We start from the raw sequence: 26416 nt of genomic DNA on the forward strand, positions 1-26416 counted from the left end.
AGCAGAACCCGAAAGTGGGTACGGCGGTAGCGGAGCGCTCAGGCCTGTGCGCCGAAGTCCTGCGCGTGGTCCTGCGCCCACCGGGCGAACGTACGGGCCGGGGTGCCGGTGAGTTTCTGCACCGTGTCGGTGATTTCCGGCTGCACGCCGACGGTTTCCTCGAAGGTGCGCAGCAGTCGCTCCAGCATGGGCGCGGGGACGTGCGGGAACAGCTCCGGGCCCGCCTCGTGCGGGTCGGTCTCCACGAACGTGAGCTTCCTGCCGAGGGCCGCGCCGATCGCCGCGAGCTGTCCGGCGTTGCTGATCGCCTCGGGTCCGGTCAGCCGGTGCACGGCGCTTTCGTGTCCGCCGTCGAGCAGGACCCGCTCGGCGACGGCCGCGATGTCGTCCTCGTGGATGGGTGCGGAGAGCCCGTCGGCGAACACGCCCCGGATGGTGTCGCCGGCGCGGATCTGCGGCACCCACTGCAGGGCGTTGGTGGCGAAGGCGTTCGGGCGCAGGAAGGTCCAGTGGAGCCCGCTGTCGCGGATCTGCTGTTCCGCGGTGGCGTGCATGACGTGGATGGGGTGGGTCTCGTCGGCGCCTTCCTGGATGATGCCGCTGGAGAGCAGCACGACATGCCGCACCCCGTGGGCGCGGGCGGCCGCCAGGAGGTCGGCCGTGCCGGCCTGTGCGTACAGGAAGAGGGCCGTCGCTCCGCCGAACAGGGCGGCGGGGTCGTCCGGCTGGAACCGGACCACCTCGGCGCCGGCGGGCAGGGCGGCCCGCTGCGGGTCGCGGGTGAGCGCCCGCACGGGACGGTCCGCGGCGAGGAGACGGTCGACGAGGGCACGGCCGACATTGCCGGTCGCGCCGGTCACTACGATCACGGAAACTGCCTCCGAGGGATCGGGCTGGTCGTTCCTGACAGCCCGAGCCTAGGAAGGCGGTCCGGACCGGCGCATCGTCGGCAGGGACCAGCCGCGCCCTAGGCCGCCGGACCTACTCCGCCTCCGCCACCTGTGCCTTCGCTGCCTGGTGTGCCTGCTCGCCGCGCACCCGCAGGGCGCGGGCCAGGTCGTCGAGGCGGTCGGCGAGGGTGCGGCGCAGGGCCGGGGTGGGGTCGGTGCCCTGCAGACAGGCCTGGCCGAGCCGCAGGTTCTCGGTGTCGACGGCATGGGCCGGGAAGGCCCAGCGGCCGGCGGCGACGGCTATGGCGGGGCCGCGCCGGGCGCTGACGGCTGCGGCGTCGGTGTAGAAGCGCGGCACGTACTCCCGTACCAGATCGGCCTGTTCGGGCTGCCAGAAGCCCTGGGCGGTGGCTGTGAACAGGTAGTTGGACAGTTCGTCGCCGGCGAACATCGCCTCCCAGGCCACCTGCTTGGCCTCCGGGTCGGGCAGGGCGGCTCGGCAGCGGGCGGCGCCCTCCTGGCCGGTGGCGCTCGGGTCGCGCTCCAGCTCGGCGGCGATGGCGGTCTCGTCGGTGGCACCGAGCACGGCGAGCCGGCCGAGGATGCGCCAGCGCAGCTCGGGGTCGAGTTCGGGGCCGCCGGGCACGGTGCCGTCGGCGAGCCAGGCGGCGATGGTGTCGGGGTGGGCGGCCACGGAGATCAGATGCCGTACGGCGACCAGGCGCAGGCCGGGGTGGTCGCCGTCCTCGGTGCGCCGCAGCAGGTCGCGGCAGAGGGCGGTGAGGGCCGACAGGGCGGCGGGGCGGTCCTGGGGCGTCAGGTACTGGTCGGCGATCTGGCCGGAGGCGAAGGCGAGGACGCCCTGGACCAGGGCGAGGTCGGTCTCGCGCGGCAGGTGGGCGCGGGCCGTCTCCAGGTAGGCGGCGGGCGGGAGTTCACCGTCGCGTACGGCGTCCCTGAGGGCGTTCCAGACGACTGCCCGGGTGAGCGGGTCGGGCAGGCCCGACAGGCAGGCGCGGAGTGTGTCGAAGGACTCGGCGTCGAAGCGGACCTTGGCGTAGGTGAGGTCGCCGTCGTTGAGTACGAGGAGTGCGGGGCGCTTGCCGATGGGCTGCGGGGCGCTCTGCGGGACGTCGAGGTCGAGGCGCTCGCGCAGCACCAGCCGGCCTTCGTCGGCCAGGTCGTGGTCGTAGAGGCCGGCGGTGAGGCGGTGCGGGCGGCTGCCGGTGCGGTCGACGGTCAGCGTGCAGGTGCTCCCGTCGGCGGCGGTCACCGGGGTCAGGGTGTCGACGCCGGTGGTGCGCAGCCAGCTGTCGGCCCAGGCGGGCACGTCGCGCTCGGTGGCGGAGGCGAGGGAGTCGATGAAGTCGGCGAGGGTGGCGTTGCCGAACCTGTGGCGGGCGAAGTGGGTGTTGATGCCGGCGAGGAAGTCCTTCTCGCCGAGCCAGGCGGCGAGTTGGCGCAGCGCGGAGGCGCCCTTGGCGTAGGAGATGCCGTCGAAGTTGAGCAGCGCGGAGGCCGTGTCGTCGACTTTCTCGGGGGCGACCGGGTGGGTGGTGGGCCGCTGGTCGGCGTCGTAGCCCCAGGCCTTGCGGGTGACGCCGAACTCGGTCCAGGGGCCGGTGAAGCGGGTGGCCTCGGCGGTGGTCTGGTAGCCCATGTACTCGGCGAAGGACTCGTTCAGCCAGATGTCGTCCCACCATTTGAGGGTGACGAGGTCGCCGAACCACATGTGGGCCATCTCGTGCGCGATGACCATGGCGCGGGTCTGCCGCTCGGTGTCGGTGACGGCGGAGCGGTAGACGAAGTCGTCGCGGAAGGTGACCAGGCCCGGGTTCTCCATGGCGCCCGCGTTGAACTCGGGGACGAACGCCTGGTCGTAGGAGTCGAAGGGGTACGGCTCCTCGAACTTCTCGTGGTAGCGGTCGAAGCAGGCGCGTGTGACGTCGAGGATCTCCTCGGCGTCGGCCTCCAGGTGGGGCGCGAGGGAGCGGCGGCAGTGGATGCCGAAGGGCAGTCCGCGGTGTTCGGTGCGGACCGAGTGCCAGGGGCCGGCGGCGACGGCGACGAGGTAGGTGGAGATCGGCGGGGTGGGGGCGGCCTGCCAGAGGCCGCCCGCGCGCTGCTCGGTGACGCCGTTGGCGAGCACGGTCCAGCCCTCGGGCGCCTTCACGGAGACCTCGAAGACGGCCTTCAGGTCGGGCTGGTCGAAGGCGGCGAAGACGCGCTGGACGTCGTCCATGAACATCTGCGTGTAGACGTACGTCTCGCCGTCGCTCGGGTCGGTGAAGCGGTGCATGCCCTCGCCGGTGCGGGAGTAGCGCATGGCCGCGTCGACGCGCAGTTCGTGCTCCCCGGCGGAGAGGTTCTTCAGCGGCAGCCGGCCGTCGTCGAGGGACTCGGGGTCGAGGGGCTCCCCGTCGAGCGTGGCCGCGCGCAACTCGGCGGGCTTCAGCTCCACGAACGTGTCCCCGGCGGACCGCGCGGTGAAGCGGATCACGGTGCGGGAGTCGAAGGTCTCGTCCCCGGTCGTGAGGTCCAGTTCGACCGTGTAGCGGTGGACGTCGAGGAGCTGTGCTCGGAGCTGCGCTTCATCGCGCGTGAGTGCGGACATGCAGGCCATGCTGCCTGATCGCACTGACAGCGCACAGGGGGTGGGCGGCTTCACGGCATATGTCCGGCTCGCTGTCCGGCCCGCGCCCGCGCCGGGCTCGCTTCCGCACTCCCCCGACCGCATTCGACCGCCCCCGTCCGGCCCTGGACCGCCCGCTCCCGTCCGGCCCTGGACCGCCCGCGCCGCTCCCCTGCCGGCCGTACCCGTCGGGTCCCTCACCGCTGCCGGCCGCGCCCGTCGGATCCCTCACCGCTGCCGACCGGACGCCGACCGGGCCCAGCCGGGGTCAGTCGGCCGTCTGCTGGCCGTTGGCGGTGTCCTCGGCGATGCGCTCGTGGTGGCGGATCACCTCGGCGATGATGAAGTTCAGGAACTTCTCGGCGAAGGCCGGGTCCAGCTTGGCGTTCTCGGCGAGGCGGCGCAGCCGCGCGATCTGGCGGGCCTCGCGGGCCGGGTCGGCGGGCGGCAGCTGGTGCACGGCCTTGAGCCGGCCGACCTGCTGGGTGGCCTTGAACCGCTCGGCGAGCAGGTGGACGACGGCCGCGTCGATGTTGTCGATGCTGTCGCGCAGCCGTTCCAGTTCCTGGCGGACCTCGGGGTCCACGTCACCGGTTCCGGTGTTGCTGGTGGTCATGCACATCACCCTATGGGTTCTGCGGGCCGGTCATCCGGGCTGTCCGGAGAGTGGATCATCGGCGGATCGTCCGGGTCCGGTACCCGGTCGCTCCAGCCGCCGGGCACGCTGCGGCCCTGCTGGGCACGGAAGCGGACCGGGGCGAGGCCCACCCGGCGGGTGAACAGCCGGGAGAAGTACGCGGGGTCGTCGTAGCCGACGCGGCGGGCGACGGCGGCGACCGGCAGCTCGGTGGCGGCGAGGAGTTCCTTGGCGCGGCCGAGGCGGATGCCGAGCAGGTAGTCCTTGGGGCTGCATCCGGCGGCCCGGCGCACGGCACTGCGCAGCTCGGCGGGCGTCATGCCGTGCACGCGCGCGTGGTCGGCGACGCTCATCGGCGTGCAGGCGTCCCGTGCGAGGGCCGCGAGCACCTGCTCGCCGTCCGGGGCGAGGTCGGCACGGGCGCGGCGCAGGGCGACGAGCAGTTCGTGCACGGCGGCCCCGGTCTCCACCTCCAGCAGCGGGTTGCCGCGGCGGGCGGCGCGGGCGATGCGGGCGACCACCGCGCGGGGCCCGGAGGCGTCGGAGAGGGGCACGACGGGCCGCTCGGGCTCGATGTAGCCGAGTTCGGTGTACGTCGTGGTGGCGGGTCCGGCGAAGTCGACGAAGCCCTCGTCCCAGCCGGTGTCCGGATCGGGCGCGTAGTGGTGGGGCACCCCGGGGGTGAGCCAGAGCAGCGCGGGCGCGGTGACGGTCGTACGGCGGCCGTCGGCGCCCCGGTACCAGCCGCGGCCCGCGCTGATCACGACGGCCACGTGGTGGTCGAGGGTGCGCGGGCCGACCGTGGGCAGGGCGCCGTGCTGCAGGCCGACGCCGAGGCAGGCCAGGCCGAGGCGGTGGTGGGCGGGGCCGGGGCTGAAGAACCGCATCCAGGTCTGGTACATCGGCGCTCCTCCCGGCGTCGGCGGCGGCGGACTTTTGTCCAAACGTTGTGGCCAGACGTTTGTCCAAGCAGCGACGATCTTCGTCCATGGTGCCGGTCGCCGGAAGGGGTGAGGCTGGGGCGCATGAGCGAGTTCACGGTGGGGGAGTCCGACTTCCTGCTGGACGGGCGGCCGGTACGGCTGCTGTCCGGGGCGCTGCACTACTTCCGGGTGCACGAGGGGCACTGGCGGCACCGGCTGGCGATGCTGCGGGCGATGGGCCTGAACTGCGTGGAGACGTACGTCCCGTGGAACCTGCACCGGCCGCGACCCGGCGGCGGCCACCGGGACGTGCAGGCGCTCGGCCGGTTCCTGGACGCGGTCCGCGAGGCCGGGCTGTGGGCGATCGTCCGGCCGGGCCCCTACATCTGCGCCGAGTGGGAGAACGGCGGACTGCCGGCCTGGGTGACGGGTGAGCCGGGCACGCGCGTGCGCACGCGTGACGAGCGTTATCTGTCCCATGTGGAGCACTGGTTCCACCACCTGATGCACGAGGTCGTGCCCCGGCAGATCGACCGCGGCGGCCCGGTGATCCTCGTGCAGGTGGAGAACGAGTACGGCAGCTACGGCAGCGACACCGGCTATCTGGAGCACCTGGCCGGTGTGCTGCGCGCCGAGGGGGTCACGGTGCCGCTGTTCACCTCGGACGGCCCGGAGGACCACATGCTGACCGGCGGTTCGCTGCCCGGGGTGCTCGCCACGGTGAATTTCGGCTCCCACGCGCGCGTGGCCTTCGAGACGCTGCGTCGCCATCGCCCCGAGGGCCCGCTGATGTGCATGGAGTTCTGGTGCGGCTGGTTCGACCACTGGGCCGGTGAGCACGCCGTACGGGACCCGGAGGAGGCCGCCGGGGCGCTGCGGGAGATCCTGGAGTGCGGGGCTTCGGTGAACCTCTACATGGCGCACGGCGGTACGAGTTTCGGCGGCTGGGCGGGGGCCAACCGGGGCGGCGGCGAGCTGCACGAGGGCCTGCTGGAGCCGGACGTGACCTCCTACGAATACGACGCCCCCGTGGACGAGTACGGCCGTCCCACGGAGAAGTTCTGGCGCTTCCGCGAGGTGCTGGCCGCGTACCAGTGCGGTCCGCTGCCCGAACTGCCGCCGCAACCGCCCTTGTTGGCCCGGGCGGCGGAGGTGACCCTCGACGGCTGGGCCCCCTTGGGCGACACCCTGGAGGCGCTGGGCGGCGAGGAGAGGGTCGCCCCGCTGCCGCCCACCTTCGAGGAACTGCACGTCACCCGGGGCCTGGTGCGCTACGAGGTGGACGTGCCCGGCCCACGGCAGCCGTACCCGCTGACGCTGCGCGGGCTGCGGGACCTCGCGGTGGTGTACGTCGACGGCGAGCGGGCCGGGGTGCTCACCGAGCAGGAGCCGCGGCTGAAGGAGCCCGTCGCGGGTCCCGCGCGCGTGGAGCTGTGGGTGGAGTCCCTCGGGCGGGTGAACTACGGGCCGCGCTTCGGCGAGGCGAAGGGGATCACCGGTGGCGTCCTGCACGAGCGGCAGTTTCTGCACGGGGTACGCGCGCGTGGGCTGGATCTGGACGCGTTCGGCGGCGGCGTGGACGCGGTGCCGTTCCGCCCGTTGCCCGTGGCGGGCGCACCGGGGCTGTACCGGGCCACCGTCGCGGTCCGCGGGGCCGGGGACGCGCGGCTGGAGCTGCCCGGCTGGACGCGCGGGTTCGTCTGGATCAACGGCTTCAACCTGGGCCGCTACTGGTCGGTGGGCCCCCAGCGGTCCCTGTACGTCCCCGGCCCGGTGCTGCGGGAGGGCGAGAACGAGATGTGGGTGCTGGAACTGCAGGAGACGGACCCGGATGGGCCGGCGCCCCGTCTCCTGTCCGTGTGACCGGGCGCCGGCCGCGCCTACAGTGGAGAGGAGTTCCGGCGTCTTTGGGGGTGCGGACGTGGCGAACGGCGGACCGGTCCAGCACGGCTACCCGCATCTGGAGACGGTGCGGGCGGCCATCACCGCGCTGTACAAGCGGCTGTCCTACGACACCGTCCAGACGTTCTCGGCCAGCCTGGCCCCGGCCGACGTGGCCTTCTGCGACACCGACGACCTGCATCTGGGGGCGCAGCGGGTGGCCCGCGAGATCGTGCGGCACTTCCGGCTGCCGGACGCGCGGCTGATCGTCGGCTTCCGGGAGATGACCCATGCGGCGAACGTCGAACTGGCCGCGGGTCCCGAGTACTTCGTGGAGCTGAACGACCGTTTCCGCACCCATCGCCGGGACATCGGCGCGGCGCTCGCGCACGAGGTGGCGCACGTGTACCTGCACCGCCTGGACCTCTCCTTCCCCACGACGCCGGAGAACGAGATCCTCACGGACACGGTGACGACGTATCTCGGCGCGGGATGGCTGCTGCTGGACGCCTTCCGGGAGGACGCGGTCTCCTCGCAGAAGCTCGGCTATCTCACCCCGGAGGAGTTCGGTTACGTCCTGGCCAAGCGGGCGCTGCTCTTCCACGAGGACCCCTCGGTGTGGTTCACCAGCCCGCAGGCCTACGACGCGTACGTCAAGGGGATGGCCGTCGCCCGCCGGGACGAGCAGCAGCCGCCGCTGACCGCCGCCGGCTGGGCGGGGCGGCGGCGGTACGCCCACGACCGGCGGCACGCGTCCGGCGTCCAGCCGACGGCCCCGTACTCTTTTTCCCCCGACCCCGCCGGCCGTCTCCGCGTCTCCTTTTCCTGCCCCACCTGCCAGCAGCGGATCCGGGTACCGGTGAAGGGGCGGGTCCGGGCGCGGTGCGGGCTGTGCCGGACGGTACTGGAGTGCGACACGTAGGTTCACGCCACCCCGCTGGGGGCTCCGCCCCCAGACCCCCGTTTCGCACCCGCCCACCCGTCTCGGTCAGCCGGAAAGCGAGGTCGAAGGGCACTGCACTTCCGCCCGCTTCTCGACCCACCGAGTCGGGTGGTGTGTGGGCGAGGCCTGAGGTCTGGGGGCGGAGCCGACAGGTGGGGGGCTGTCAGCCGAGTTGCTCGGGCGCCGCTCGCCGGGGGAGCGCCGCGCACAGCGCCCCGCACAGCACGAACGCCCCGGCAACCCACGGCATCGCATCGGTCAGCGCCCCGCTCATCCCCGTGGACACCCGCCCGAAGAACACCGTGCCGACCACGCCGGCACCCACCGCTCCCCCGAACTGCTGAGCCGTCGAGAAGATGCCGGACGCCCCGCCGGCCAACTCCCCCGGCACCGCCGACAGCACCACGTTCACCAGCGGCACCACGAGGAACCCGAGCCCCGCCCCGGCGATGACCAGCCCCGGCACCAGCGGCCACGCCCCGGCGTGAACGGCCGGCGCCCCGTCGATCGCGGCCCACACCCAGCCGAAGCCGCCCGCCATCAGCAGCGCCCCGGCACCCAGCACCAGCCGCCCGTACCGTACGGCGAGCCCGTCCGCGGCGGGCGCGGTGAGGAAACCGCCGACCGAGAAGGCGACCGTGACCAGCCCGGCCTGCATGGGCGTGTACCGCTCGCCGGCCTGCAGCCAGACCGCGAAGACCAGGAAGAAGCCCTGCATGCCGACGGAGAACAGCAGTTGGACGAGGACCCCCACGGAGAACGCGGGGAGCCGGAAGGCGCGGGCGGGCAGCAGGGGCACCGTCCCGGGCCGGTGCCACCGGGCCTCGTACACCCCGAGCCCCGCCACGGTCACGACCCCCGCACCGAGGCAGATCCAGCCCCACAGCGGCCAGCCGTTCTCCCGGCCCTGCACCAGTGGCAGCACGATCGCGACCAGTCCGCCGGCCAGCAGCAGGCTGCCCAGGACGTCCGGCCGACCGGCCGACCGCTCCCGCGTGGCCGGGACCAGCAGCAGCCCGCCGACGAAGGTCGCCACCGCCACCGGCACGTTCACCAGGAACACCGAGCGCCAGCCCCAGCCGAACAGATCGGCGTCCGTGAGCACCCCGCCGAGCAGCAGCCCGACGGCGGATGCGAACCCGGCGACGGCGCCGTACATCCCGAAGGCGGCCCCGCGCTCCTTGCCCTGGAAGAGGGTGCGGAACGAGCCGATCACCTGCGGCACCAGCACGGCGGCGAGGACGCCCTGCACCGCGCGGGCCGCGATCAGCTGTGCCGGCGACTGGGCGATCCCGCAGGCGAGGCTCGCCAGCCCGAAACCCGCCGTGCCGGCGAGGAACAGCGGGCGACGGCCGATGCGGTCGCCGAGATGACCGGAGACGATCAGCGCGGCGGCGAAGCCCAGCAGGTAGGCGGAGACGGTCCATTGCAGGTCGCTCGGCGAGGCGTGCAGATCACGGCTGATCGACGGCACGGCCACGTTGACGATCGTGGTGTCCAGCAGGTCCATGAGCGCCGCGATCATCATCACGACGGCGGCGGCCCAGCGGCGTGGATGGGGTTGCGCCAGTGCCGGGGCGGGTTCGGTGAGCGTTGCGGACATGAAGGGCTCCTTGGCTCCTGGATCGATGCAGATTTATTTCGTTCGACCTAACGAAAGAGTTGCACCGACACGCCCGCTTCCGCAAGTCATTAGTTCGGCCGAACGAAATTTTTGCTAGCCTGGGGACATGGCCAAGGCAGAAGAGAAGCCGGACGAGGCGGCGCGGTCCGAGACGCTTCAGCGGCTCATGGAGGTGGGGCGGGTCCACAGCGGCGTCACGGTCATGTTCCACTCGGCCGTCGCCGCGAAGCAGGGGCTGAACGCGACCGAGGAGAAGACGCTCGACCTCCTCCAGCGGCACGGTCCGCTCACCGCGAAGGACCTCGCCGGGCTGACCGGACTCGCCCCCGCCTCGGTCACCGGACTGATCGACCGGCTGGAGACCAAGGGCTTCGTCCACCGGGTCAAGCACCCGACGGACAAGCGCCGGGTGCTGGTCGAGCTGAACCAGGAGAAGATCGCCGAACTCGCCGGGTTCTTCGAGGACTGGGCGCGGGACGTCGCCGAGGCCTGCGAGGAGTTCAGCACGGACGAACTGCGGACCGTCATCCGCTTCCTGTCCGTCATGAGCGAGCGCCAGCACGCCGCGGCGGCCCGCCTGACCGGCTGACCGTACGGCGGCTCTAGGCCCGTACGGCGATCCCGTCCAGCACCATCGACAGGTACTGGCGGGCGATCTCCTCGGGGCTGTGCCCGCCGCCGGGCCGGTACCAGGAGGCGGCGACCCAGACGGTGTCGCGCACGAAGCGGTAGGTGAGGCGGACGTCGAGGTCGGCGCGGAAGACGCCCTCGGCGACCCCGCGCTCCAGCGTGCCGAGCCATGCCTTCTCGAACCGCGCCTGCGACTCGGCAAGGAACGCGAACCGCTCCTGGGCGACGAGTTGCCTGCTCTCCTTCTGGTAGATCGCGACCGCGGCGCGGTGCCGGTCGATCTCCCGGAAGGACTCGGTGACGAGCGCCTCCAGCGTCCGGCGGGGACCGAGTCCGGAGGCGAGGACGGTGTCGTAGCCGTTCCACAGCTCATCGAGGAAGGTCCGCAGGATCTCCTCCAGCATCGACTCCTTGGAGTCGAAGTGGTAGTACAGGCTGCCCGCGAGCATCCCGGCATGGTCGGCGATCCGGCGGACCGTGGTGGCGTTGTAGCCGTGCTCGGCGAAGACCTCGGCAGCGGTGCTGAGGAGTTCGCCGCGCCGGGCCGCGGCCGCGGTCACCTGGGGCTTCTTCTTGGTCGGCACGCGCCCATTGTTTCAAACGGTTGTTAGGGAGTCCGCACGATGCCGGCGGCGCGTGCGGTCGACAGCCACCGCGGGAACTCGCCGACGAGCCGGTCGTTCACCGGCGCCCGGCCGTCGTCGTCCAGGTGCGCGGACAGGCCGCTTATGTGATCACTTGGTCCTGTGGGCGCGCGGCCGGTCCGGCAGGCGCGCACGGCGTTCGGCGGCCGGATCAGCGCCGTACCGCTGGTGACCTGTGTCCGGGAACCCGATCGCGGCCGGCCGGGTGCCGGACATGCAACGACGCCTGCCCGGGTCCGGTCGGGGACAGGGCAGGCGTCGTTCGGTGTTCCGTACGCCGTTGTACGGGACGTTCTTCGGGGTGGCCGTCAGACCGCCAGGGCGCGGTCGGTCGGGCGGATCGGGGCCGGCAGGTCGCTGGCACCGGTCAGGAACCGGTCGACACCGCGGGCGGCCGAGCGGCCCTCCGCGATCGCCCACACGATGAGGGACTGGCCGCGGCCGGCGTCACCGGCGACGAACACGCCCGGCACGTTGGTCTGGAAGTCGGCGTCGCGGGCGATGTTACCGCGCTCGTCGAGGTCCAGGCCGAACTGCTCCACCAGGCCGTTCTCCCGGTCGGTGCCGGTGAAGCCCATGGCGAGGGTGACCAGCTGGGCCGGGATCCTGCGCTCGGTGCCCGGCTTGGAGGTCAGCTTGCCGTCGACGAACTCGACCTCGGCCAGGTGCAGCCACTGCACGTTGCCGTCCTCGTCGCCCTCGAAGTGGGTGGTGGAGGCGGCGTAGATCCGCTCGCCGCCCTCCTCGTGGGCCGAGGTGACCTTGTAGAGGATCGGGAAGGTCGGCCAGGGCTGGTTGGTCGGGTGCCGCTCGTCGTTCGGGCGGGGCATGATCTCCAGCTGGGTGACGGAGGCCGCGCCCTGGCGGTGGGCGGTGCCCACGCAGTCCGCGCCGGTGTCACCGCCGCCGATGACGACGACGTGCTTGCCCTCGGCCGAGATCGGCGAGGTGACGTAGTCGCCCTCCTGGACCTTGTTGGCCAGGGGCAGGTACTCCATCGCCTGGTGGATGCCCTTGAGCTCGCGGCCCGGCACCGGCAGGTCACGGGCGGTCGTCGCGCCGACGGCCAGGACCACGGCGTCGTACCGCTTCTTCAGGTCCGTCGCCTTCAGGTCGCGGCCGATCTCGATGCCGGTGCGGAAGCGGGTGCCCTCCGCGCGCATCTGCTCGATACGGCGGTTGATGTGCCGCTTCTCCATCTTGAACTCGGGGATGCCGTACCGCAGGAGGCCTCCGACGCGGTCCGCGCGCTCGTAGACGGCGACCGTGTGGCCGGCCCGGGTCAGCTGCTGGGCGGCGGCGAGGCCCGCCGGGCCCGAGCCGATGACCGCGACCGTCTTGCCGGACAGGCGCTCCGGGATCTGCGGGGCGACGTCCCCGGTCTCCCACGCCTTGTCGATGATCGAGACCTCGACGTTCTTGATGGTGACCGGCGGCTGGTTGATGCCGAGCACACAGGCCGACTCGCAGGGGGCCGGGCAGAGGCGACCGGTGAACTCCGGGAAGTTGTTGGTCGCGTGCAGGCGCTCCTGGGCGGCGGCCCAGTCCTCGCGGTAGGCGTAGTCGTTCCACTCGGGGATCAGGTTCCCCAGCGGACAGCCGTTGTGGCAGAACGGGATGCCGCAGTCCATGCAGCGGCTGGCCTGCTTGCTGATGATGGGCAGCAGGGAGCCGGGGACGTAGACCTCGTTCCAGTCCTTGACTCGCTCACCGACGGGACGGGTCTTGGCGACCTCGCGGCCGTGGTTCAGGAAGCCCTTCGGGTCAGCCATTGATCGCCGCCTCCATCATCTTCTCGGTGATCTCCGTCTCGGTCAGACCGGCTCGCTCGGCGGCGTCCTTGGCGGCGAGCACTGCCTTGTACGTGCTGGGGATGATCTTGCTGAACCGCTCCACAGCCTGGTCCCAGTCGGCGAGCAGCTTCTCGGCGACCGTCGAGCCGGTCTCCTCGGCGTGGCGGCGCACCACGTCGTGCAGCCACTGCTTGTCGGTGTCGTCCAGCGTCTCGACCGAGCCGGCGTTGCCGGCGTTGACGTTGTCGCGGTCGAGGTCGATGACGTAGGCGATGCCGCCGGACATGCCCGCCGCGAAGTTGCGGCCGGTCGGGCCGAGGACCACCGCGCGACCGCCGGTCATGTACTCGCAGCCGTGGTCGCCCACGCCCTCGGAGACGACCAGCGCGCCGGAGTTGCGCACGCAGAACCGCTCACCGGTACGGCCGCGCAGGAACAGCTCGCCGCCGGTGGCGCCGTAGGCGATGGTGTTGCCCGCGATGGTCGAGTACTCGGCGAGGTGGTCGGCCGCGCGGTCGGGGCGGACGACGACTCGGCCGCCGGAGAGGCCCTTGCCGACGTAGTCGTTGGCGTCGCCCTCCAGGCGCAGCGTGACACCGCGCGGCAGGAACGCGCCGAAGGACTGGCCGGCGGAGCCGGTGAAGGTGATGTCGATGGTGTCGTCGGGCAGGCCCGCGCCGCCGAACTTCTTCGTCACCTCGTGGCCGAGCATGGTGCCGACCGTGCGGTTGATGTTGCGGATGGCGACCTGGGCGCGCACCGGCTGTGCCTCGGTGGCGTCCGATGCGGCCAGGGCGTCGGCGGCCAGCTTGATCAGCTCGTTGTCCAGGGCCTTCTCCAGGCCGTGGTCCTGCTCGATCAGCTGGTGGCGCACCGCGCCCTCGGGCAGGTCCGGCACGTGGAACAGCGGCTGAAGGTCCAGGCCCTGCGCCTTCCAGTGGTCGACCGCGCGCTCGACGTCCAGCACCTCGGCGTGGCCGACGGCCTCCTCGATGGAGCGGAAGCCCAGCTCGGCCAGCAGCTCGCGGACCTCCTCGGCGATGAACTGGAAGAAGTTCACCACGTACTCGGCCTTGCCGGCGAAGCGGTCGCGCAGGACCGGGTTCTGGGTGGCGATGCCGACCGGGCAGGTGTCCAGGTGGCAGACGCGCATCATCACGCAGCCGGAGACGACGAGCGGAGCGGTCGCGAAACCGAACTCCTCGGCGCCGAGCAGCGCGGCGATGACCACGTCACGGCCGGTCTTCAGCTGGCCGTCCGTCTGCACGACGATCCGGTCGCGCAGGCCGTTGAGCAGCAGGGTCTGCTGGGTCTCGGCGAGGCCGAGCTCCCAGGGGCCGCCCGCGTGCTTCAGCGAGGTGAGCGGCGAGGCGCCCGTGCCGCCGTCGTGGCCGGAGATGAGCACGACGTCCGCGTGTGCCTTGGACACACCGGCCGCGACCGTGCCGACGCCGACCTCGGAGACCAGCTTCACGTGGATACGTGCCGCCGGGTTGGCGTTCTTGAGGTCGTGGATCAGCTGGGCCAGGTCCTCGATGGAGTAGATGTCGTGGTGCGGAGGCGGGGAGATCAGGCCCACGCCCGGCGTCGAGTGACGCGTCTTCGCGACCCACGGGTAGACCTTGTGGCCGGGCAGCTGGCCGCCCTCGCCGGGCTTGGCACCCTGGGCCATCTTGATCTGGATGTCGTCCGCGTTGACCAGGTACTCGGAGGTCACGCCGAAGCGGCCGGAGGCGACCTGCTTGATCGCCGAGCGGCGCGCCGGGTCGTACAGGCGCTCCGGGTCCTCGCCGCCCTCACCGGTGTTGGACTTGCCGCCCAGCTGGTTCATGGCGATGGCGAGGGTCTCGTGCGCCTCCTTGGAGATGGAGCCGTACGACATCGCGCCGGTCGAGAACCGCTTGACGATCTCGCTGGCGGGCTCGACCTCGTCGATGGAGATCGGCTGCCGCTCGGACTTGAAGCCGAACAGGCCGCGCAGCGTCATCAGGCGCTCGGACTGCTCGTTCACGCGGGACGTGTACTTCTTGAAGATGTCGTAGCGGCCCGTGCGGGTGGAGTGCTGCAGGCGGAAGACCGTCTCCGGGTCGAACAGGTGCGGCTCGCCCTCGCGGCGCCACTGGTACTCGCCGCCGATCTCCAGCGCGCGGTGCGCGGGGGCGATGCCGGAGGCCGGGTAGGCCTTGGCGTGGCGGGCGGCGACCTCCTTCGCGATGACGTCGATGCCGACGCCGCCGATCTTGGTGGTGGTGCCGTTGAAGTACTTCTCGACGAAGGCCTCGTCCAGGCCGACGGCCTCGAAGACCTGGGCGCCGCGGTAGGAGGCGACGGTGGAGATGCCCATCTTCGACATGACCTTGAGCACGCCCTTGCCGAGCGCGTAGATCAGGTTCTTGATGGCCTTCTCCGGCTCCAGGCCGTTCAGGAAGGTGCCGGCGCGCAGCAGGTCCTCGACCGACTCCATCGCCAGGTAAGGGTTCACCGCTGCGGCGCCATAGCCGATCAGCAGCGCGACGTGGTGGACCTCGCGGACGTCGCCGGCCTCGACCAGCAGGCCCACGTGGGTGCGCTGCTTGGTGCGGATGAGGTGGTGGTGGACGGCCGCGGTGAGCAGCAGCGAGGGGATCGGCGCGTGCTCGGCGTCGGAGTGGCGGTCGGACAGGACGATCAGGCGGGCGCCGTTGTCGATGGCGGCGTCGGCCTCGGCGCAGATCTCCTCGATGCGCGCGGCGAGCGCGTCACCGCCGCCGGAGACCCGGTACAGGCCGGAGAGGGTCGCAGCCTTGAAGCCGGGCATGTCGCCGTCGGCGTTGATGTGGATGAGCTTGGCCAGCTCGTCGTTGTCGATCACCGGGAAGGGCAGTACGACGGACCGGCAGGACGCGGCGGTCGGGTCGAGCAGGTTGCCCTGCGGGCCCAGCGACGAGCGCAGGGAGGTGACCAGCTCCTCGCGGATCGCGTCCAGCGGCGGGTTGGTGACCTGCGCGAACAGCTGGGTGAAGTAGTCGAAGAGGAGCCGCGGGCGCTCGGACAGGGCCGCGATCGGGGAGTCGGTGCCCATGGAGCCGATCGGCTCGGCGCCGGTGCGGGCCATCGGCGCGAGGATGACGCGCAGCTCCTCCTCGGTGTAGCCGAAGGTCTGCTGGCGGCGGGTGACCGAGGCGTGGGTGTGGACGATGTGCTCGCGCTCGGGCAGGTCGCTCAGCTCGATCTCGCCGGCCTCCAGCCACTCGGCGTACGGCTTCTCGGCGGCGAGGGTCGCCTTGATCTCGTCGTCCTCGATGATGCGGTGCTCGGCGGTGTCGACGAGGAACATCTTGCCGGGCTGGAGGCGGCCCTTGCGGACGACCTTGGCCGGGTCGATGTCGAGGACGCCGACCTCGGAGCCGAGGACGACGAGGCCGTCGTCGGTGACCCAGTAGCGGCCGGGGCGCAGGCCGTTGCGGTCGAGCACGGCGCCGACCTGGGTGCCGTCGGTGAAGGTGACGCAGGCGGGGCCGTCCCAGGGCTCCATCATCGTGGAGTGGAAGCCGTAGAAGGCGCGCCGGGCCGGGTCCATGGAGTCGTGGTTCTCCCACGCCTCCGGGATCATCATCAGCACGGAGTGCGGCAGCGAACGGCCGCCCAGGTGCAGCAGCTCCAGCACCTCGTCGAAGGAGGCGGAGTCGGAGGCGTCCGGCGTGCAGACCGGGAAGACGCGCTCCAGGCCCTTGTCGCCGAACAGGTCGGAGACCAGCTGCGACTCGCGGGCGCGCATCCAGTTGCGGTTGCCCTTGACGGTGTTGATCTCACCGTTGTGCGCGACGAAGCGGTACGGGTGGGCGAGCGGCCACGACGGGAAGGTGTTCGTGGAGAACCGGGAGTGCACGAGCGCGATCGCGGAGGCGAAGCGGCGGTCGGACAGGTCCGGGAAGAAGGGCTCCAGCTGGCCGGTGGTCAGCATGCCCTTGTACACGATGGTGCGCGCGGACAGCGACGGGAAGTAGACACCGGCCTCGCGCTCGGCGCGCTTGCGCAGCACGAAGGCCTTGCGGTCCAGCGCGATGCCCTCGCTGGCGTGGTCGGTGACGAAGATCTGCCGGAAGGCCGGCATGGTGGAGCGGGCGGTGGCGCCGAGCAGCTCGGGCGCGACGGGGACCTCACGCCAGCCGAGGACGGTGAGGTCCTCCTCGCCGGCGATCGTCTCGATCTTCGAGACGGCGTCAGCGGTCCCCTCCTCCGGCAGGAAGGCGATGCCCACCGCGTAGGAGCCCGCTGCGGGAAGGTCGAATCCGGCCACTTCGCGGAAGAAGGCGTCGGGCACCTGGGAGAGGATGCCGGCGCCGTCCCCCGAGTCGGGCTCGGAGCCGGTGGCACCGCGGTGCTCCAGGTTACGCAGGACGGTGAGTGCCTGCTCGACAAGCGTGTGGGACGCCTCGCCGGTGAGGGTGGCGACGAAACCGACGCCACAGGCGTCGTGTTCGTTGCGGGGGTCGTACATACCCTGCGCAGCAGGGCGAGCATCCATGAAGGACCAGTTCTGGCCATTCGCGGAGTGCTGGGACGGCTGGCGCGGCGTACGCATCGGCTCTCCCGTCGTCGTCATCAGGCATGTGGCAGGTGCCGAGGGACGACGTTGGCCCTCTGCGTGATCTCAAAATTTCGTGCAGGTTACATGATGGGGCGGTTCCCGGGAAGCGGATAGACCGTTCCAACATGCGGACGCCACGGGGTCCGTGGCGGAGGTGCCGCACGGTGGCGGCGGGGTGCCGCCGGCGGCTGGATGCCGCGTATGACGGCTGGGTGCCGCGCGGAGGCGGCGGGCCGCGCGTGACGGCCCGGGGTGCCGCGCGGTGACGGCGAACGTGTGAAGGGGACCGAACGGACGAGATCGATCGGATCGGCGTCCGGCGGCCCGATGGGGGCGGGGGGAGCGGCTTCACTCACCCCGCGGGGGTGCGGCAGGCTTCATTGCCCACAGCGCTTACGGCTCATGCCCGGTGGTCACGCGGTCGAAACCAGCGAGTAACGAGGCTTTGGCGGTTACTTATGCGGCCCAACGCATAAGTGCCGACGAGGCTATCCTACGGCTGTTCCGAACAGGGCACCCAGGGCGTACGTCACACCGGCCGCCGCGCCGCCCAGCGCGAGCTGCCTAAGACCGCTGTACCACCAGCTCCGCGCGGTCACCTTGGCCACCACGGCGCCGCAGCCGAAGAGCCCGGCGAGTGCGAGCAGCACGGTGGGCCACAAGGCGGTCGCACCGAGCAGGAACGGCAGCACGGGCAGCAGGGCGCCGAGCGCGAAGGAGCCGAAGGAGGAGACGGCGGCGACCAGCGGCGAGGGCAGATCGCCGGGGTCGATGCCCAGTTCCTCGCGGGCGTGGATCTCCAGGGCCTGCTCGGGATCCCTGGACAGCTGCCGCGCGACCTCCCGGGCCAGGTCGGGCTCCACCCCCCGGGCGACATACAGCGCCGCGAGCTCGTCCTCCTCGTCCTGCGGATGCTTGCGCAGCTCACGGCGCTCGACATCGAGCTCGGCCTCGACCAGCTCCCGCTGGGAGGCGACCGAGGTGTACTCGCCGGCCGCCATGGAGAAGGCACCCGCCGCCAGCCCCGCGAGCCCGGTGATGACAATGGTCTGCTGGCTCACGGACCCACCGGCCACACCCGTCATCAGGGCGAGGTTGGAGACCAGCCCGTCCATGGCACCGAAGACGGCGGGCCGCAGCCACCCTCCGTTGACATCGCGGTGGGTGTGGTTGTCACGGTGCGCCTCGTGCAGCGCGGCCTGGGTTTCGATGATGGCCATGGCGGACCCCCCGGATAGCTTAGCCAAGGCTAACTTTGGACGAGTTCTACTTTTCGACGAAACTGAACCTACGCCTCTTCCGCCGCTCCCGCCAGCAAGGAAAGGCTGGGCTAACCTGCGCCTTTACCCTCATTTGCTCATCCGTGCATAATCAAGCTCAGATGCCAAGAGAGTGACGCGAACTGGCGGGACGCCTGCCGCACCCTGTCCGGCTGCGCCCTGCCCCGCCTCACCGGCACCGACCTGGTGCAACTCGCCGGACTCCGGGAAGCCGCACAGCCGGTCCGCCCAGGAGGATGATTCGGGGCATGACGCCCAAAGAGCCCAAAGGGCTCAAAGAACAGGAAAGCGGCCGACCATCCCCGCTCGGTCTCGAGGAGAGGATCACCGGCGCCCTCGGCGGCCCGGTCGAGGGGTACTCCCCCGACCAGATCGCCGAGCGCCACGACGGCCGCGTCCACGGCATCGTCGGCCCCTGGCACGGCGTCTCCTGGCGCACCGCCCGCCCCATCGCCCCGTACCACAAGGGCGGTCACGCCGACCCCCGGGAGGCGGGCGCCGGCAACATCGTCAACTGCGGCGCGGCGATGTACATGGCCCCCGTGGGGCTGGTCAACGCGGCCGTCGCCGCCGCCGCGACCCCGGGCGCGAGCCCGGACTCGGTCGTCGCCGCGTGCCTGTCCCTGGCGAAGGACGGCACGCGCGAGGCGATCGAGAAGGTCTGCGAAACCGCCGTACGGTACCGGGACTTCGAGTCGGCGCTGTGGCCCCTGCGCGCGGCGGTGGCCCCGTACGACACCGTCGGTCCGGACCACCGCGCGCCCTCACTGGCCGCCCGCCACCCCTCCCGGCTGCACGCGATCGAGGAACTACCCATCGCCCTGGGCATGTTGGTGGTCTCCGGCGGCGACCACCGGAACGCCGTGCTCGGCGCGGTCGACTACGGCCGCGACGGCGACTCGATCGCGACGATGGCCGGCGCCCTCGCGGGTGCCCTGGGCTCGCCCGTCCCGGAGGACTGGGCGAAGTCGGTGGCGGAGGCCGACCGGCTGGACCTGTGGGCGCCGGCCCGCACGCTCACCGAGGTCGCGCGGGAGGTCTTCCGGCGGGACGTGCGCAGGCGGCGCGTGCACGAGCGGGCGTTCACGGCCCTGGGAGGCCCCGCATGCTCCGACTGACCTGGGTCCAGCCGGAGGACCTGCTCGGCCACGAGCTGCGCCAGGCCCGCCTGGACGGGCGGGAGCCGTCGGCGATCGAGGCACGCTGGCGGGCCGCGGGCGGCCCGGACGCACCACCCCGGGCGGGCGCGTCCGCCCACGGCGTCTCGCGGTACCTGCGCCTGTTGGCCGAAGACCTGCTGGACGAACTGGCCGACCTCCCCAGCGGCTTGTCCCACGACGAGCCGACCGACCTCGCCCGCATCAGGTCCCTGTGCCCGGACTGGCCGACGCCGCCGCCGTCGCGGCCCGCGCCCACCCCGCAGGCCCTCGAAGCCGCCTGGCTGGGCCGGGCCATCGGGTGTCTCCTCGGCAAGCCCGTCGAGAAGATCCCCCTCGACGGCATCCGCGCCCTCGCCCGCGCAGCCGGAAACTGGCCCCTCACCACCTACTTCACGGCACACGGCGTCCCTGAGAACCTCCTCGCGCAACACCCCTGGAACCGCCGCTCGGCCGCCACCTCCCTCGCCGAGAACATCGACGGCATGCCCGAGGACGACGACCTGAACCACCCCCTGCTGAACCTGCTGCTCCTGCGCCGGCACGGCAGGACCTTCAGCACCGCCGACGTGGCCCGGCTCTGGCTGGACGAACTCCCGCCCGGCCGTACCTTCACCGCCGAACGCGTCGCCTACCGCAACCTCCTCACCGGCATCGAACCCCCGCACACCGCCCGCCACCGCAACCCCTTCCGCGAGTGGAACGGCGCCCGGATCCGCGCCGACGTGCACGGCTGGACCCATGCCGGCGACCCGGCCGCCGCCGCCGGACAGGCCCACCGCGACGCCGTCCTGACCCACACCGCCAACGGCGTCTACGCGGCGATGTTCACGGCCGCCGTCATCGCCACCGCCGCCACCGGGGGCCAGGACGTCCACGCCTGCCTGCGCGCCGGCCGCCGGGTGCTCCCGCCCCGCTCCCGGCTCGCGCGGGCGATCGACCACGCCGTCCGGCTGGCCGAGTCCCACGAGGACTTCGACGACATCGTGGACGCGCTCCACGCCCGCTACTCCCCCGCCCACCACTGGGTGCACGCGATCCCCAACACCGCCCTGCTCACCGCCGCCCTCACCCACGCCGACGGCGACTTCACCGGCTCCATCTGCCGTGCCGTGTCGGGCGGTTGGGACACCGATTCCAACGGCGCCACGGCCGGCAGCATCGCGGGTCTGCTCGCGGGCACCCCGGACGCGATCCCCGACCACTGGCGCGCCCCGCTGAAGAACCGGCTCGCCACCACCGTCGGCGACTTCGACGGCACTGGCTTCGACACCCTCGCCCTTCTCACCCACCTGGAGGCGACCCGCCCATGACCCACATCGTCGTCCTCGGCAGCACGAACATGGACCTCGTCACCTATGTCGCGAAGGCCCCGCAGCGCGGCGAGACCGTGACGGGACGGGAGTTCCACACGATCCCCGGCGGCAAGGGAGCCAATCAGGCGATCGCCGCGGCCCGCGCCGGCGCCACCGTCTCGATGATCGGCGCGGTCGGCAATGACGCCTTCGGTCTGCGACTGCGCGACACCCTCGAGCACTCCGGCGTGGACACCGACTTCCTGCGCACGGTCGAGGGCCCGTCCGGCACCGCGCACATCGTGGTGGACGACGAGGGCGCCAACTCCATCGTCGTCATCCCCGGCGCGAACGGCACCGTCGACCACCTCTCCCCCGGCGACGAGGGCCTGATCGCCTCCGCCGACACCCTGCTGCTCCAGCTGGAGATCCCGCTGCGCGCGGTCGTCCTGGGCGCGGCCGCGGCGCGCCGGCACGGGGTCCGTACGGTCCTCACCCCCTCCCCCGCCCAGCCGCTGCCGCCCGAACTCCTCGCCGCGACCGACCTGTTGGTGCCCAACGAGTACGAGGCGGTCACCCTCACCGGCCGCACCGACCCGCGCGAGGCCGCCGCCGCTCTGCTGGAACTGGTGCCGCAGGTCGTCGTCACCCTGGGTGCCGCGGGCAGCCTCTGTCTGGCCCGGGGCACCGACCCGCTGGTGGTCCCGGCGCCGAAGGTGACCGCCGTCGACTCCACGGGCGCCGGTGACACCTTCGTCGGCGCGCTCGCGGTGGCCCTCGCCGAGGAGAAACCGGTCCGGGAGGCCCTGTCCTGGGCGGCGGCCGCCGCGGCGATCTCCGTGCAGCGGGCCGGGGCGTCGGCGTCGATGCCGTACCGCCCGGAGATCGACGCCCAGTGCACCGCATGACCGCGACGACGCGCTCGCCGCTGTCGGGCCTGCGGGTGCTGGACCTCGCGGCCCTCTTCGGCGCCGAGGTGATCAAGGTCGAGCATCCGGAGCGGCCCGACACCTCCCGCGGGCACGGCCCGGCCAAGCATGCTGTCGGCCTGTGGTGTCCTGCTCCGGCTCGCCGCCACCGCCGACGTGGTGATCGAGAACTTCCGCCCGGGGACCTTGGAGAAGTGGGAGCCGGGCTGGGCGCAGCTGGCGGCCGCCAACCCCCGGCTGGTCCTCGCCCGGGTCACGGCCTTCGGCCAGTTCGGGTCGTACGCGCACCGGCCCGGCTTCGGCACCCTCGCCGAGGCGACGAGCGGCTTCGCCGCGATCACCGGCGCACCGGACGCGCCGCCCACACTCCCGCCCTTGGGGCTCGCGGACTCGGTCGCGGGCCTGGCGACCGCCTACGCCGTGCTCACCGCCCTGGCCGCATGGGAGCGCACCGGCAACCGTGGCACGCCACCCAGCGGTCAGCTCTTCTTCGTGGCCGACTCGGCCTCGTCCTTCGCCTCGGCCTCCGCCTTCGCCTTCGCCTCCAGGGCATCCTGCTCGGCCTTGTCCCCGTCCCCGTGCTCGTCGGCAGCGGTCGGCTCGTCACCGGGCACGTCGTCGACGGCCCCGGGTTCGACCACGGCTTCCCTGCCGGGCCGTTTCCTGGACGAGACCACGATGTACGTCACCGCCAGCAGGAACACGATCAGCGCGGTCCAGTCGTTCAGGCGGAGGCCCAGGATGTGGTGCGCGTCGTCCACGCGCATGTACTCGATCCACCCGCGGCCCACGCAGTACGCGGCGACGTACAGGGCGAACGCCCGGCCATGGCCCAGCGTGAAGCGGCGGTCGGCCCAGATGACCAGGAGAGCCACGCCGATGCACCACAGGGACTCGTACAGGAAGGTCGGGTGGTAGTAGCCCGGCACCCGGCCGCCCTCGGAGGAGGTGATGTGCAGGGCCCAGGGAACATGCGTCTCACGGCCGTACAGCTCCTGGTTGAACCAGTTGCCCCAGCGGCCGATGGCCTGTGCGAACGCGATGCCGGGCGCGACGGCGTCGGCGTAGGCCGGCATCGGGATGCCCCGGCGCCGTGCGCCGATCCACGCGCCGAGCGCGCCGAGCGCGATCGCGCCCCAGATGCCCAGGCCGCCCTGCCACACCTTGAAGGCGTCCACCCAGTCACGGCCCGGGCTGAAGTACAGCTCGTAGTCCGTGATCACGTGGTACAGCCGACCGCCGACCAGGCCGAACGGCACAGCCCAGACCGCGATGTCGGCGACGGTGCCGGCCCGCCCGCCGCGGGCGATCCAGCGCTTGTTGCCGAGCCAGACGGCGACGAAGACGCCGATGATGATGCAGAAGGCGTAGCCGCGCAGCGGGATGGGGCCGAGATACAGCACCCCGCGCGACGGGCTGGGAATGTAGGCAAGTTCCATGGCAAGTCCGACGCTACCCTGCCGGGCCGTGGTGACGGCAAGCAGCCCGGCTACGGGTCCATAACGGGGGCGTGAGAAAAGCCGACGTGGGAGGCAAGATCCTCACCCGCGGTCGGCGGCCTCCACCATCTGCTTGAGCTTGGCCGGGGTCAGGGTCTGGTCCTGGTAGATGTTCTTGCCGCCGAACAGGACCGTGGGCGTGGAGCTGAAGCCGCCGGTCTGGAAGGCCTTGTTGGACTTGTTCACCCAGCTGTCGTGGGTGCCGTCCTTGACGCACTTCTGGAAGGCGGGGGTGTCGAGGCCCTTCACCTTGCCCGCCAGCTGGATCAGCTTGTCGTTGCCGGCGAAGGCGTCGTCGGTCTCCTTGGGCTGGTTGTCGTACAGCACGTCGTGGTAGTCGCGGAACTTTCCGGCGTCCTGGGCGCAGGCGCCGGCGTTGCCGGCGCGCAGGGAGCCGGTGCCGCCGAGGTTGCCGTCGATCAGCCGGACCAGGTGGTACTCGATTCTGAGCTTGCCGGCGTCGGTCAGCTGATGCAGCGTGGGCCGGTACGCCGTCTCGAACATCTGGCAGGCCGGGCAGCGGAAGTCCTCCCAGATGGTGAGCGTCGACTTGGCGCCGTCCTTGCCGACCGGGACCGCCAGGCTGTCCTTGCCCTGCGCGCCGGAGGGCGCCACGACCGGGCCCGAGCTGCTCGACTTCTTGCCCGCGTTGGCGGCGACGATGCCGATCACCGCCGCGAGGCCCAGGACACAGACGATGCTCGCACTCACGATCAGCGTGCGCCGTCGCTTCTCAGCGGCCTTCTGCTTCTCGCGCTCGACCGCCAGCCGCTCCCGGGCGGTGCGCTTTCCGTCACGGTTCTTCTCGCTCACACCCCCAGAACGAACCGGGGAGGCGCAGCGCGCCTCCCCGGCCGGAGGTCCACTCGTTCGAGTGACCGAATGTTCTGAGCGAATTTTCTGACAGGGGACGTGACCTGCGGTTACGCCTGCCCGCGCACGCCCTTGGCCAGTTCCTCGGCGAGCGTGCGCACCGCCTCGACGCCGGAGGCGTGGTCCGGGGCGTCGAGCATCCGCTTGACGAAGGCCGAGCCGACGATGACGCCGTCGGCGAAGCCGGCGACCTCGGCGGCCTGAGCCCCGTTGGAGACGCCGAGGCCGACGCAGACGGGCAGCTCGGTGTCGGTGGCACGGGTGCGCTCGACCAGGTTCTGGGCCTGCGCGCCGACGGATTCGCGGGTGCCGGTGACGCCCATCAGCGAGGCCGCGTAGACGAAGCCGCTGCCCGCCGCGGTGATCTGGGCGAGCCGCTCGTCCTTGCTGCTCGGCGCCACGACGAAGACGGTCGCGAGGCCGTGCTTCTCGGCGTGCTCCCGCCACAGCGCCGACTCCTGGACGGGCAGGTCCGGCAGGATGCAGCCGGCGCCGCCCGCCTCGGCCAGCTCGGCGGTGAACCGCTCGACGCCGTAGCGGTCGATGGGGTTCCAGTACGTCATGACGAGCACGGGCTTGCCGGTCGCCGCGTACGCCTCGCGGACCGTACGCATCACGTCGGCGATCCTGACCCCGCCGCGCAGGGCGATGTCGTCGGCGGTCTGGATGACCGGGCCGTCGAGGACGGGGTCGCTGTGCGGCAGGCCCACCTCCACCACGTCCGCCCCGCCGTCGAAGACGGCCTTGATCGCCTCGATGCCGCCGTCCACGGTCGGGAACCCGGCCGGGAGGTAGGCGATGAGCGCGGACCGGCCCTCGGCCTTGGCGGCGGCCAGGGTGTCCGACAGCAGCTGGATCTTCCCGCTCACTTGGCGTCCCCCTCGATCTCGGCGGTGTCGGCTTCGTCGGCGGCCACCTCGGCGTCGGCGTCGTACAGGCCGAAGTAGCGGGCGGCGGTGTCCATGTCCTTGTCGCCGCGGCCGGACAGGTTGACGACGATCAGGCCGTCCCTGCCCAGCTCCTTGCCGACCTCCAGGGCACCGGCGAGGGCGTGCGCGCTCTCGATGGCCGGGATGATGCCTTCCGTACGCGACAGCAGGCGCAGGGCCTGCATGGCGGCGGCGTCGGTGATCGCGCGGTACTCGCCGCGGCCGGAGTCCTTCAGGTAGGAGTGCTCGGGGCCGATGCCCGGGTAGTCCAGACCGGCCGAGATCGAGTACGGCTCGGTGATCTGGCCCTCCTCGTCCTGCAGGACGTAGGAGCGGGAGCCGTGCAGGATGCCGGGCTCGCCCGCGGTGAGGGTGGCCGCGTGCTCCCCCGACTCGATGCCGTGGCCGGCCGGCTCGCAGCCGATGAGCCGGACACCCTCGTCGGGGATGAAGGCGTGGAAGAGGCCGATGGCGTTGGAGCCGCCGCCGACGCAGGCGATCGCGGCGTCCGGGAGACGCCCGGCGCGCTGAAGCAGCTGGCGGCGGGCCTCGACGCCGATCACGCGGTGGAAGTCGCGGACCATGGCGGGGAAGGGGTGCGGCCCGGCGACCGTACCGAACAGGTAGTGGGTGTGGTCGACGTTCGCGACCCAGTCGCGGAACGCCTCGTTGATGGCGTCCTTCAGGGTGCGGCTGCCGGACTTCACGGCGACGACCTCGGCGCCGAGCATCCGCATGCGGGCCACGTTCAGGGCCTGGCGCTTGGTGTCGATCTCGCCCATGTAGATGGTGCAGTCGAGGCCGAACAGGGCGCAGGCGGTGGCGGTGGCGACGCCGTGCTGTCCGGCACCGGTCTCCGCGATCACGCGCGTCTTGCCCATCCGCTTGGTGAGCAGGGCCTGGCCGAGGACGTTGTTGATCTTGTGGGAGCCGGTGTGGTTGAGGTCTTCCCGCTTCAGGAACACGCGGGCGCCTCCGGCGTGTTCGGCGAAGCGGGGAACCTCGGTGAGGGAGCTGGGGCGGCCGGTGTAGTTGACCATCAGGTCGTCGAGCTCTCGGGCGAACTCGGGGTCGTGCTTGGCCTTGTCGTACTCGACGGCGACCTCGTCCACGGCGGCGACGAGGGCCTCCGGGATGAACTTGCCGCCGAAGGCGCCGAAGTAGCCTTCTGCGCTGGGGACTTGACCCTCCGGGTCGGGGTAGAAGAAGGTGCTGGGCATGCCGAAACCTCACGGTGAGTGCGTGTGAATGACACTATTCGCCGTGGGGGCGGGGATTTGTCTGTTG

Annotated in this window: 19 protein-coding genes and 2 pseudogenes; 8 read left to right on the plus strand and 13 right to left on the minus strand. The window is 71.8% G+C overall.

The features are described from left to right. Positions 1–38 precede the first annotated feature (38 nt). The 4 genes from ACWC2T_RS14435 to ACWC2T_RS14450 form a co-directional block, all read right to left on the minus strand. The gene (locus tag ACWC2T_RS14435) at positions 39–869 is read right to left on the minus strand and encodes an NAD(P)H-binding protein (protein WP_450670685.1); all 831 of its coding nucleotides are present in this window, start codon (positions 867–869) and stop codon (positions 39–41) included. A 112-nt stretch (positions 870–981) separates the two neighbouring features. Then, the gene (gene pepN / locus ACWC2T_RS14440; protein WP_450670686.1) at positions 982–3504 is read right to left on the minus strand and encodes an aminopeptidase N; all 2523 of its coding nucleotides are present in this window, start codon (positions 3502–3504) and stop codon (positions 982–984) included. Between the two features lie 286 nt (positions 3505–3790). After that, complete coding sequence (locus ACWC2T_RS14445) at positions 3791–4138, minus strand: chorismate mutase (RefSeq protein WP_450670687.1); 348 nt, start codon at positions 4136–4138, stop codon at positions 3791–3793. A 5-nt stretch (positions 4139–4143) separates the two neighbouring features. Further along, a complete protein-coding gene (locus ACWC2T_RS14450; RefSeq protein WP_450670688.1) occupies positions 4144–5061 on the minus strand; it encodes a helix-turn-helix domain-containing protein in 918 nt (305 codons plus the stop codon). A gap of 123 nt (positions 5062–5184) precedes the next feature. Here ACWC2T_RS14450 and ACWC2T_RS14455 point away from each other — a divergent pair, with 123 nt between their 5' ends. Then, a complete protein-coding gene (locus tag ACWC2T_RS14455; RefSeq protein ID WP_450670689.1) occupies positions 5185–6945 on the plus strand; it encodes a glycoside hydrolase family 35 protein in 1761 nt (586 codons plus the stop codon). Positions 6946–7003: 58 nt separating this feature from the next. Next, complete coding sequence (locus ACWC2T_RS14460; RefSeq protein WP_450670690.1) at positions 7004–7885, plus strand: hypothetical protein; 882 nt, start codon at positions 7004–7006, stop codon at positions 7883–7885. Positions 7886–8069: 184 nt separating this feature from the next. Here ACWC2T_RS14460 and ACWC2T_RS14465 read toward each other — a convergent pair whose 3' ends face one another. Then, a complete protein-coding gene (locus tag ACWC2T_RS14465) occupies positions 8070–9509 on the minus strand; it encodes an MFS transporter (RefSeq protein WP_450670691.1) in 1440 nt (479 codons plus the stop codon). A gap of 127 nt (positions 9510–9636) precedes the next feature. Between ACWC2T_RS14465 and ACWC2T_RS14470 the strand changes: the two genes are divergently transcribed. Then, a complete protein-coding gene (locus ACWC2T_RS14470; protein WP_450670692.1) occupies positions 9637–10119 on the plus strand; it encodes a MarR family winged helix-turn-helix transcriptional regulator in 483 nt (160 codons plus the stop codon). 13 nt (positions 10120–10132) lie between these two features. Here the strand turns inward: ACWC2T_RS14470 and ACWC2T_RS14475 are convergent, their stop codons facing one another. The 4 genes from ACWC2T_RS14475 to ACWC2T_RS14490 form a co-directional block, all read right to left on the minus strand. After that, a complete protein-coding gene (locus ACWC2T_RS14475) occupies positions 10133–10744 on the minus strand; it encodes a TetR/AcrR family transcriptional regulator (RefSeq protein WP_450670693.1) in 612 nt (203 codons plus the stop codon). A gap of 368 nt (positions 10745–11112) precedes the next feature. After that, a complete protein-coding gene (locus ACWC2T_RS14480) occupies positions 11113–12576 on the minus strand; it encodes a glutamate synthase subunit beta (RefSeq protein ID WP_450670694.1) in 1464 nt (487 codons plus the stop codon). Next, positions 12569–17161 carry a glutamate synthase large subunit gene (gene gltB / locus ACWC2T_RS14485; RefSeq protein WP_450670695.1) on the minus strand — a complete coding sequence of 1531 codons (4593 nt, stop codon included), beginning with the start codon at positions 17159–17161 and terminating at the stop codon, positions 12569–12571. The genes ACWC2T_RS14480 and gltB overlap by 8 nt, the downstream gene beginning before the upstream one ends. A 494-nt stretch (positions 17162–17655) precedes the next feature. Continuing rightward, positions 17656–18387 carry a VIT1/CCC1 transporter family protein gene (locus ACWC2T_RS14490; protein ID WP_450670696.1) on the minus strand — a complete coding sequence of 244 codons (732 nt, stop codon included), beginning with the start codon at positions 18385–18387 and terminating at the stop codon, positions 17656–17658. A gap of 177 nt (positions 18388–18564) precedes the next feature. Here ACWC2T_RS14490 and ACWC2T_RS14495 point away from each other — a divergent pair. From ACWC2T_RS14495 to ACWC2T_RS14515, 5 genes and pseudogenes are all read left to right on the plus strand, one after another. Further along, a pseudogene (locus ACWC2T_RS14495) lies at positions 18565–18687 on the plus strand (ADP-ribosylglycohydrolase family protein); the annotation flags it as partial. An 8-nt stretch (positions 18688–18695) separates the two neighbouring features. Further along, positions 18696–19565 carry an ADP-ribosylglycohydrolase family protein gene (locus tag ACWC2T_RS14500; RefSeq protein ID WP_450670697.1) on the plus strand — a complete coding sequence of 290 codons (870 nt, stop codon included), beginning with the start codon at positions 18696–18698 and terminating at the stop codon, positions 19563–19565. Continuing rightward, positions 19553–20917 carry an ADP-ribosylglycohydrolase family protein gene (locus ACWC2T_RS14505; protein WP_450670698.1) on the plus strand — a complete coding sequence of 455 codons (1365 nt, stop codon included), beginning with the start codon at positions 19553–19555 and terminating at the stop codon, positions 20915–20917. Before ACWC2T_RS14500 ends, ACWC2T_RS14505 begins: the two co-directional genes overlap by 13 nt. Then, positions 20914–21807 carry a ribokinase gene (rbsK, locus tag ACWC2T_RS14510; protein ID WP_450670699.1) on the plus strand — a complete coding sequence of 298 codons (894 nt, stop codon included), beginning with the start codon at positions 20914–20916 and terminating at the stop codon, positions 21805–21807. Before ACWC2T_RS14505 ends, rbsK begins: the two co-directional genes overlap by 4 nt. After that, positions 21804–22284 (plus strand): annotated as a pseudogene (locus tag ACWC2T_RS14515) (CoA transferase); the annotation flags it as partial. The gene rbsK and the pseudogene ACWC2T_RS14515, both read left to right, overlap by 4 nt. 23 nt (positions 22285–22307) lie before the next feature. On the opposite strand, the gene lgt reads toward ACWC2T_RS14515, so the two are convergent. The 4 genes from lgt to trpB all read right to left on the minus strand — a co-directional run bounded on the left by lgt (position 22308) and on the right by trpB (position 26349). Next, positions 22308–23267 (minus strand): prolipoprotein diacylglyceryl transferase, encoded by a 960-nt coding sequence (gene lgt, locus ACWC2T_RS14520; protein WP_450670700.1) that lies wholly within the window; start codon positions 23265–23267, stop codon positions 22308–22310. 102 nt (positions 23268–23369) lie between these two features. Continuing rightward, a complete protein-coding gene (locus ACWC2T_RS14525; RefSeq protein WP_450670701.1) occupies positions 23370–24140 on the minus strand; it encodes a DsbA family protein in 771 nt (256 codons plus the stop codon). A 110-nt stretch (positions 24141–24250) separates the two neighbouring features. Next, positions 24251–25069: a tryptophan synthase subunit alpha gene (gene trpA, locus ACWC2T_RS14530; protein ID WP_450670702.1), complete on the minus strand. Its 819-nt coding sequence runs from the start codon at positions 25067–25069 to the stop codon at positions 24251–24253. After that, entirely contained in the window at positions 25066–26349 is a 1284-nt protein-coding gene (trpB, locus tag ACWC2T_RS14535; RefSeq protein ID WP_450670703.1) for a tryptophan synthase subunit beta, read from the minus strand. Before trpB ends, trpA begins: the two co-directional genes overlap by 4 nt. Positions 26350–26416: the final 67 nt, after the last annotated feature.

It is taken from the genome of Streptomyces sp. NPDC001393 (genome assembly GCF_053597455.1).

Bases quoted from the DNA above. Each gene is read 5' to 3' on its own strand.
- ACWC2T_RS14450 (WP_450670688.1), bottom strand. From the start codon at position 5,061: ATGTACCAGACCTGGATGCGGTTCTTCAGCCCCGGCCCCGCCCACCAC.
- pepN (WP_450670686.1), bottom strand. From the start codon at position 3,504: ATGTCCGCACTCACGCGCGATGAAGCGCAGCTCCGAGCACAGCTCCTC.
- ACWC2T_RS14470 (WP_450670692.1), top strand. From the start codon at position 9,637: ATGGCCAAGGCAGAAGAGAAGCCGGACGAGGCGGCGCGGTCCGAGACG.
- rbsK (WP_450670699.1), top strand. From the start codon at position 20,914: ATGACCCACATCGTCGTCCTCGGCAGCACGAACATGGACCTCGTCACC.
- ACWC2T_RS14445 (WP_450670687.1), bottom strand. From the start codon at position 4,138: ATGACCACCAGCAACACCGGAACCGGTGACGTGGACCCCGAGGTCCGC.
- lgt (WP_450670700.1), bottom strand. From the start codon at position 23,267: ATGGAACTTGCCTACATTCCCAGCCCGTCGCGCGGGGTGCTGTATCTC.
- ACWC2T_RS14455 (WP_450670689.1), top strand. From the start codon at position 5,185: ATGAGCGAGTTCACGGTGGGGGAGTCCGACTTCCTGCTGGACGGGCGG.
- ACWC2T_RS14490 (WP_450670696.1), bottom strand. From the start codon at position 18,387: ATGGCCATCATCGAAACCCAGGCCGCGCTGCACGAGGCGCACCGTGAC.
- ACWC2T_RS14505 (WP_450670698.1), top strand. From the start codon at position 19,553: ATGCTCCGACTGACCTGGGTCCAGCCGGAGGACCTGCTCGGCCACGAG.
- ACWC2T_RS14500 (WP_450670697.1), top strand. From the start codon at position 18,696: ATGACGCCCAAAGAGCCCAAAGGGCTCAAAGAACAGGAAAGCGGCCGA.
- ACWC2T_RS14480 (WP_450670694.1), bottom strand. From the start codon at position 12,576: ATGGCTGACCCGAAGGGCTTCCTGAACCACGGCCGCGAGGTCGCCAAG.
- ACWC2T_RS14465 (WP_450670691.1), bottom strand. From the start codon at position 9,509: ATGTCCGCAACGCTCACCGAACCCGCCCCGGCACTGGCGCAACCCCAT.
- gltB (WP_450670695.1), bottom strand. From the start codon at position 17,161: ATGCGTACGCCGCGCCAGCCGTCCCAGCACTCCGCGAATGGCCAGAAC.
- trpB (WP_450670703.1), bottom strand. From the start codon at position 26,349: ATGCCCAGCACCTTCTTCTACCCCGACCCGGAGGGTCAAGTCCCCAGC.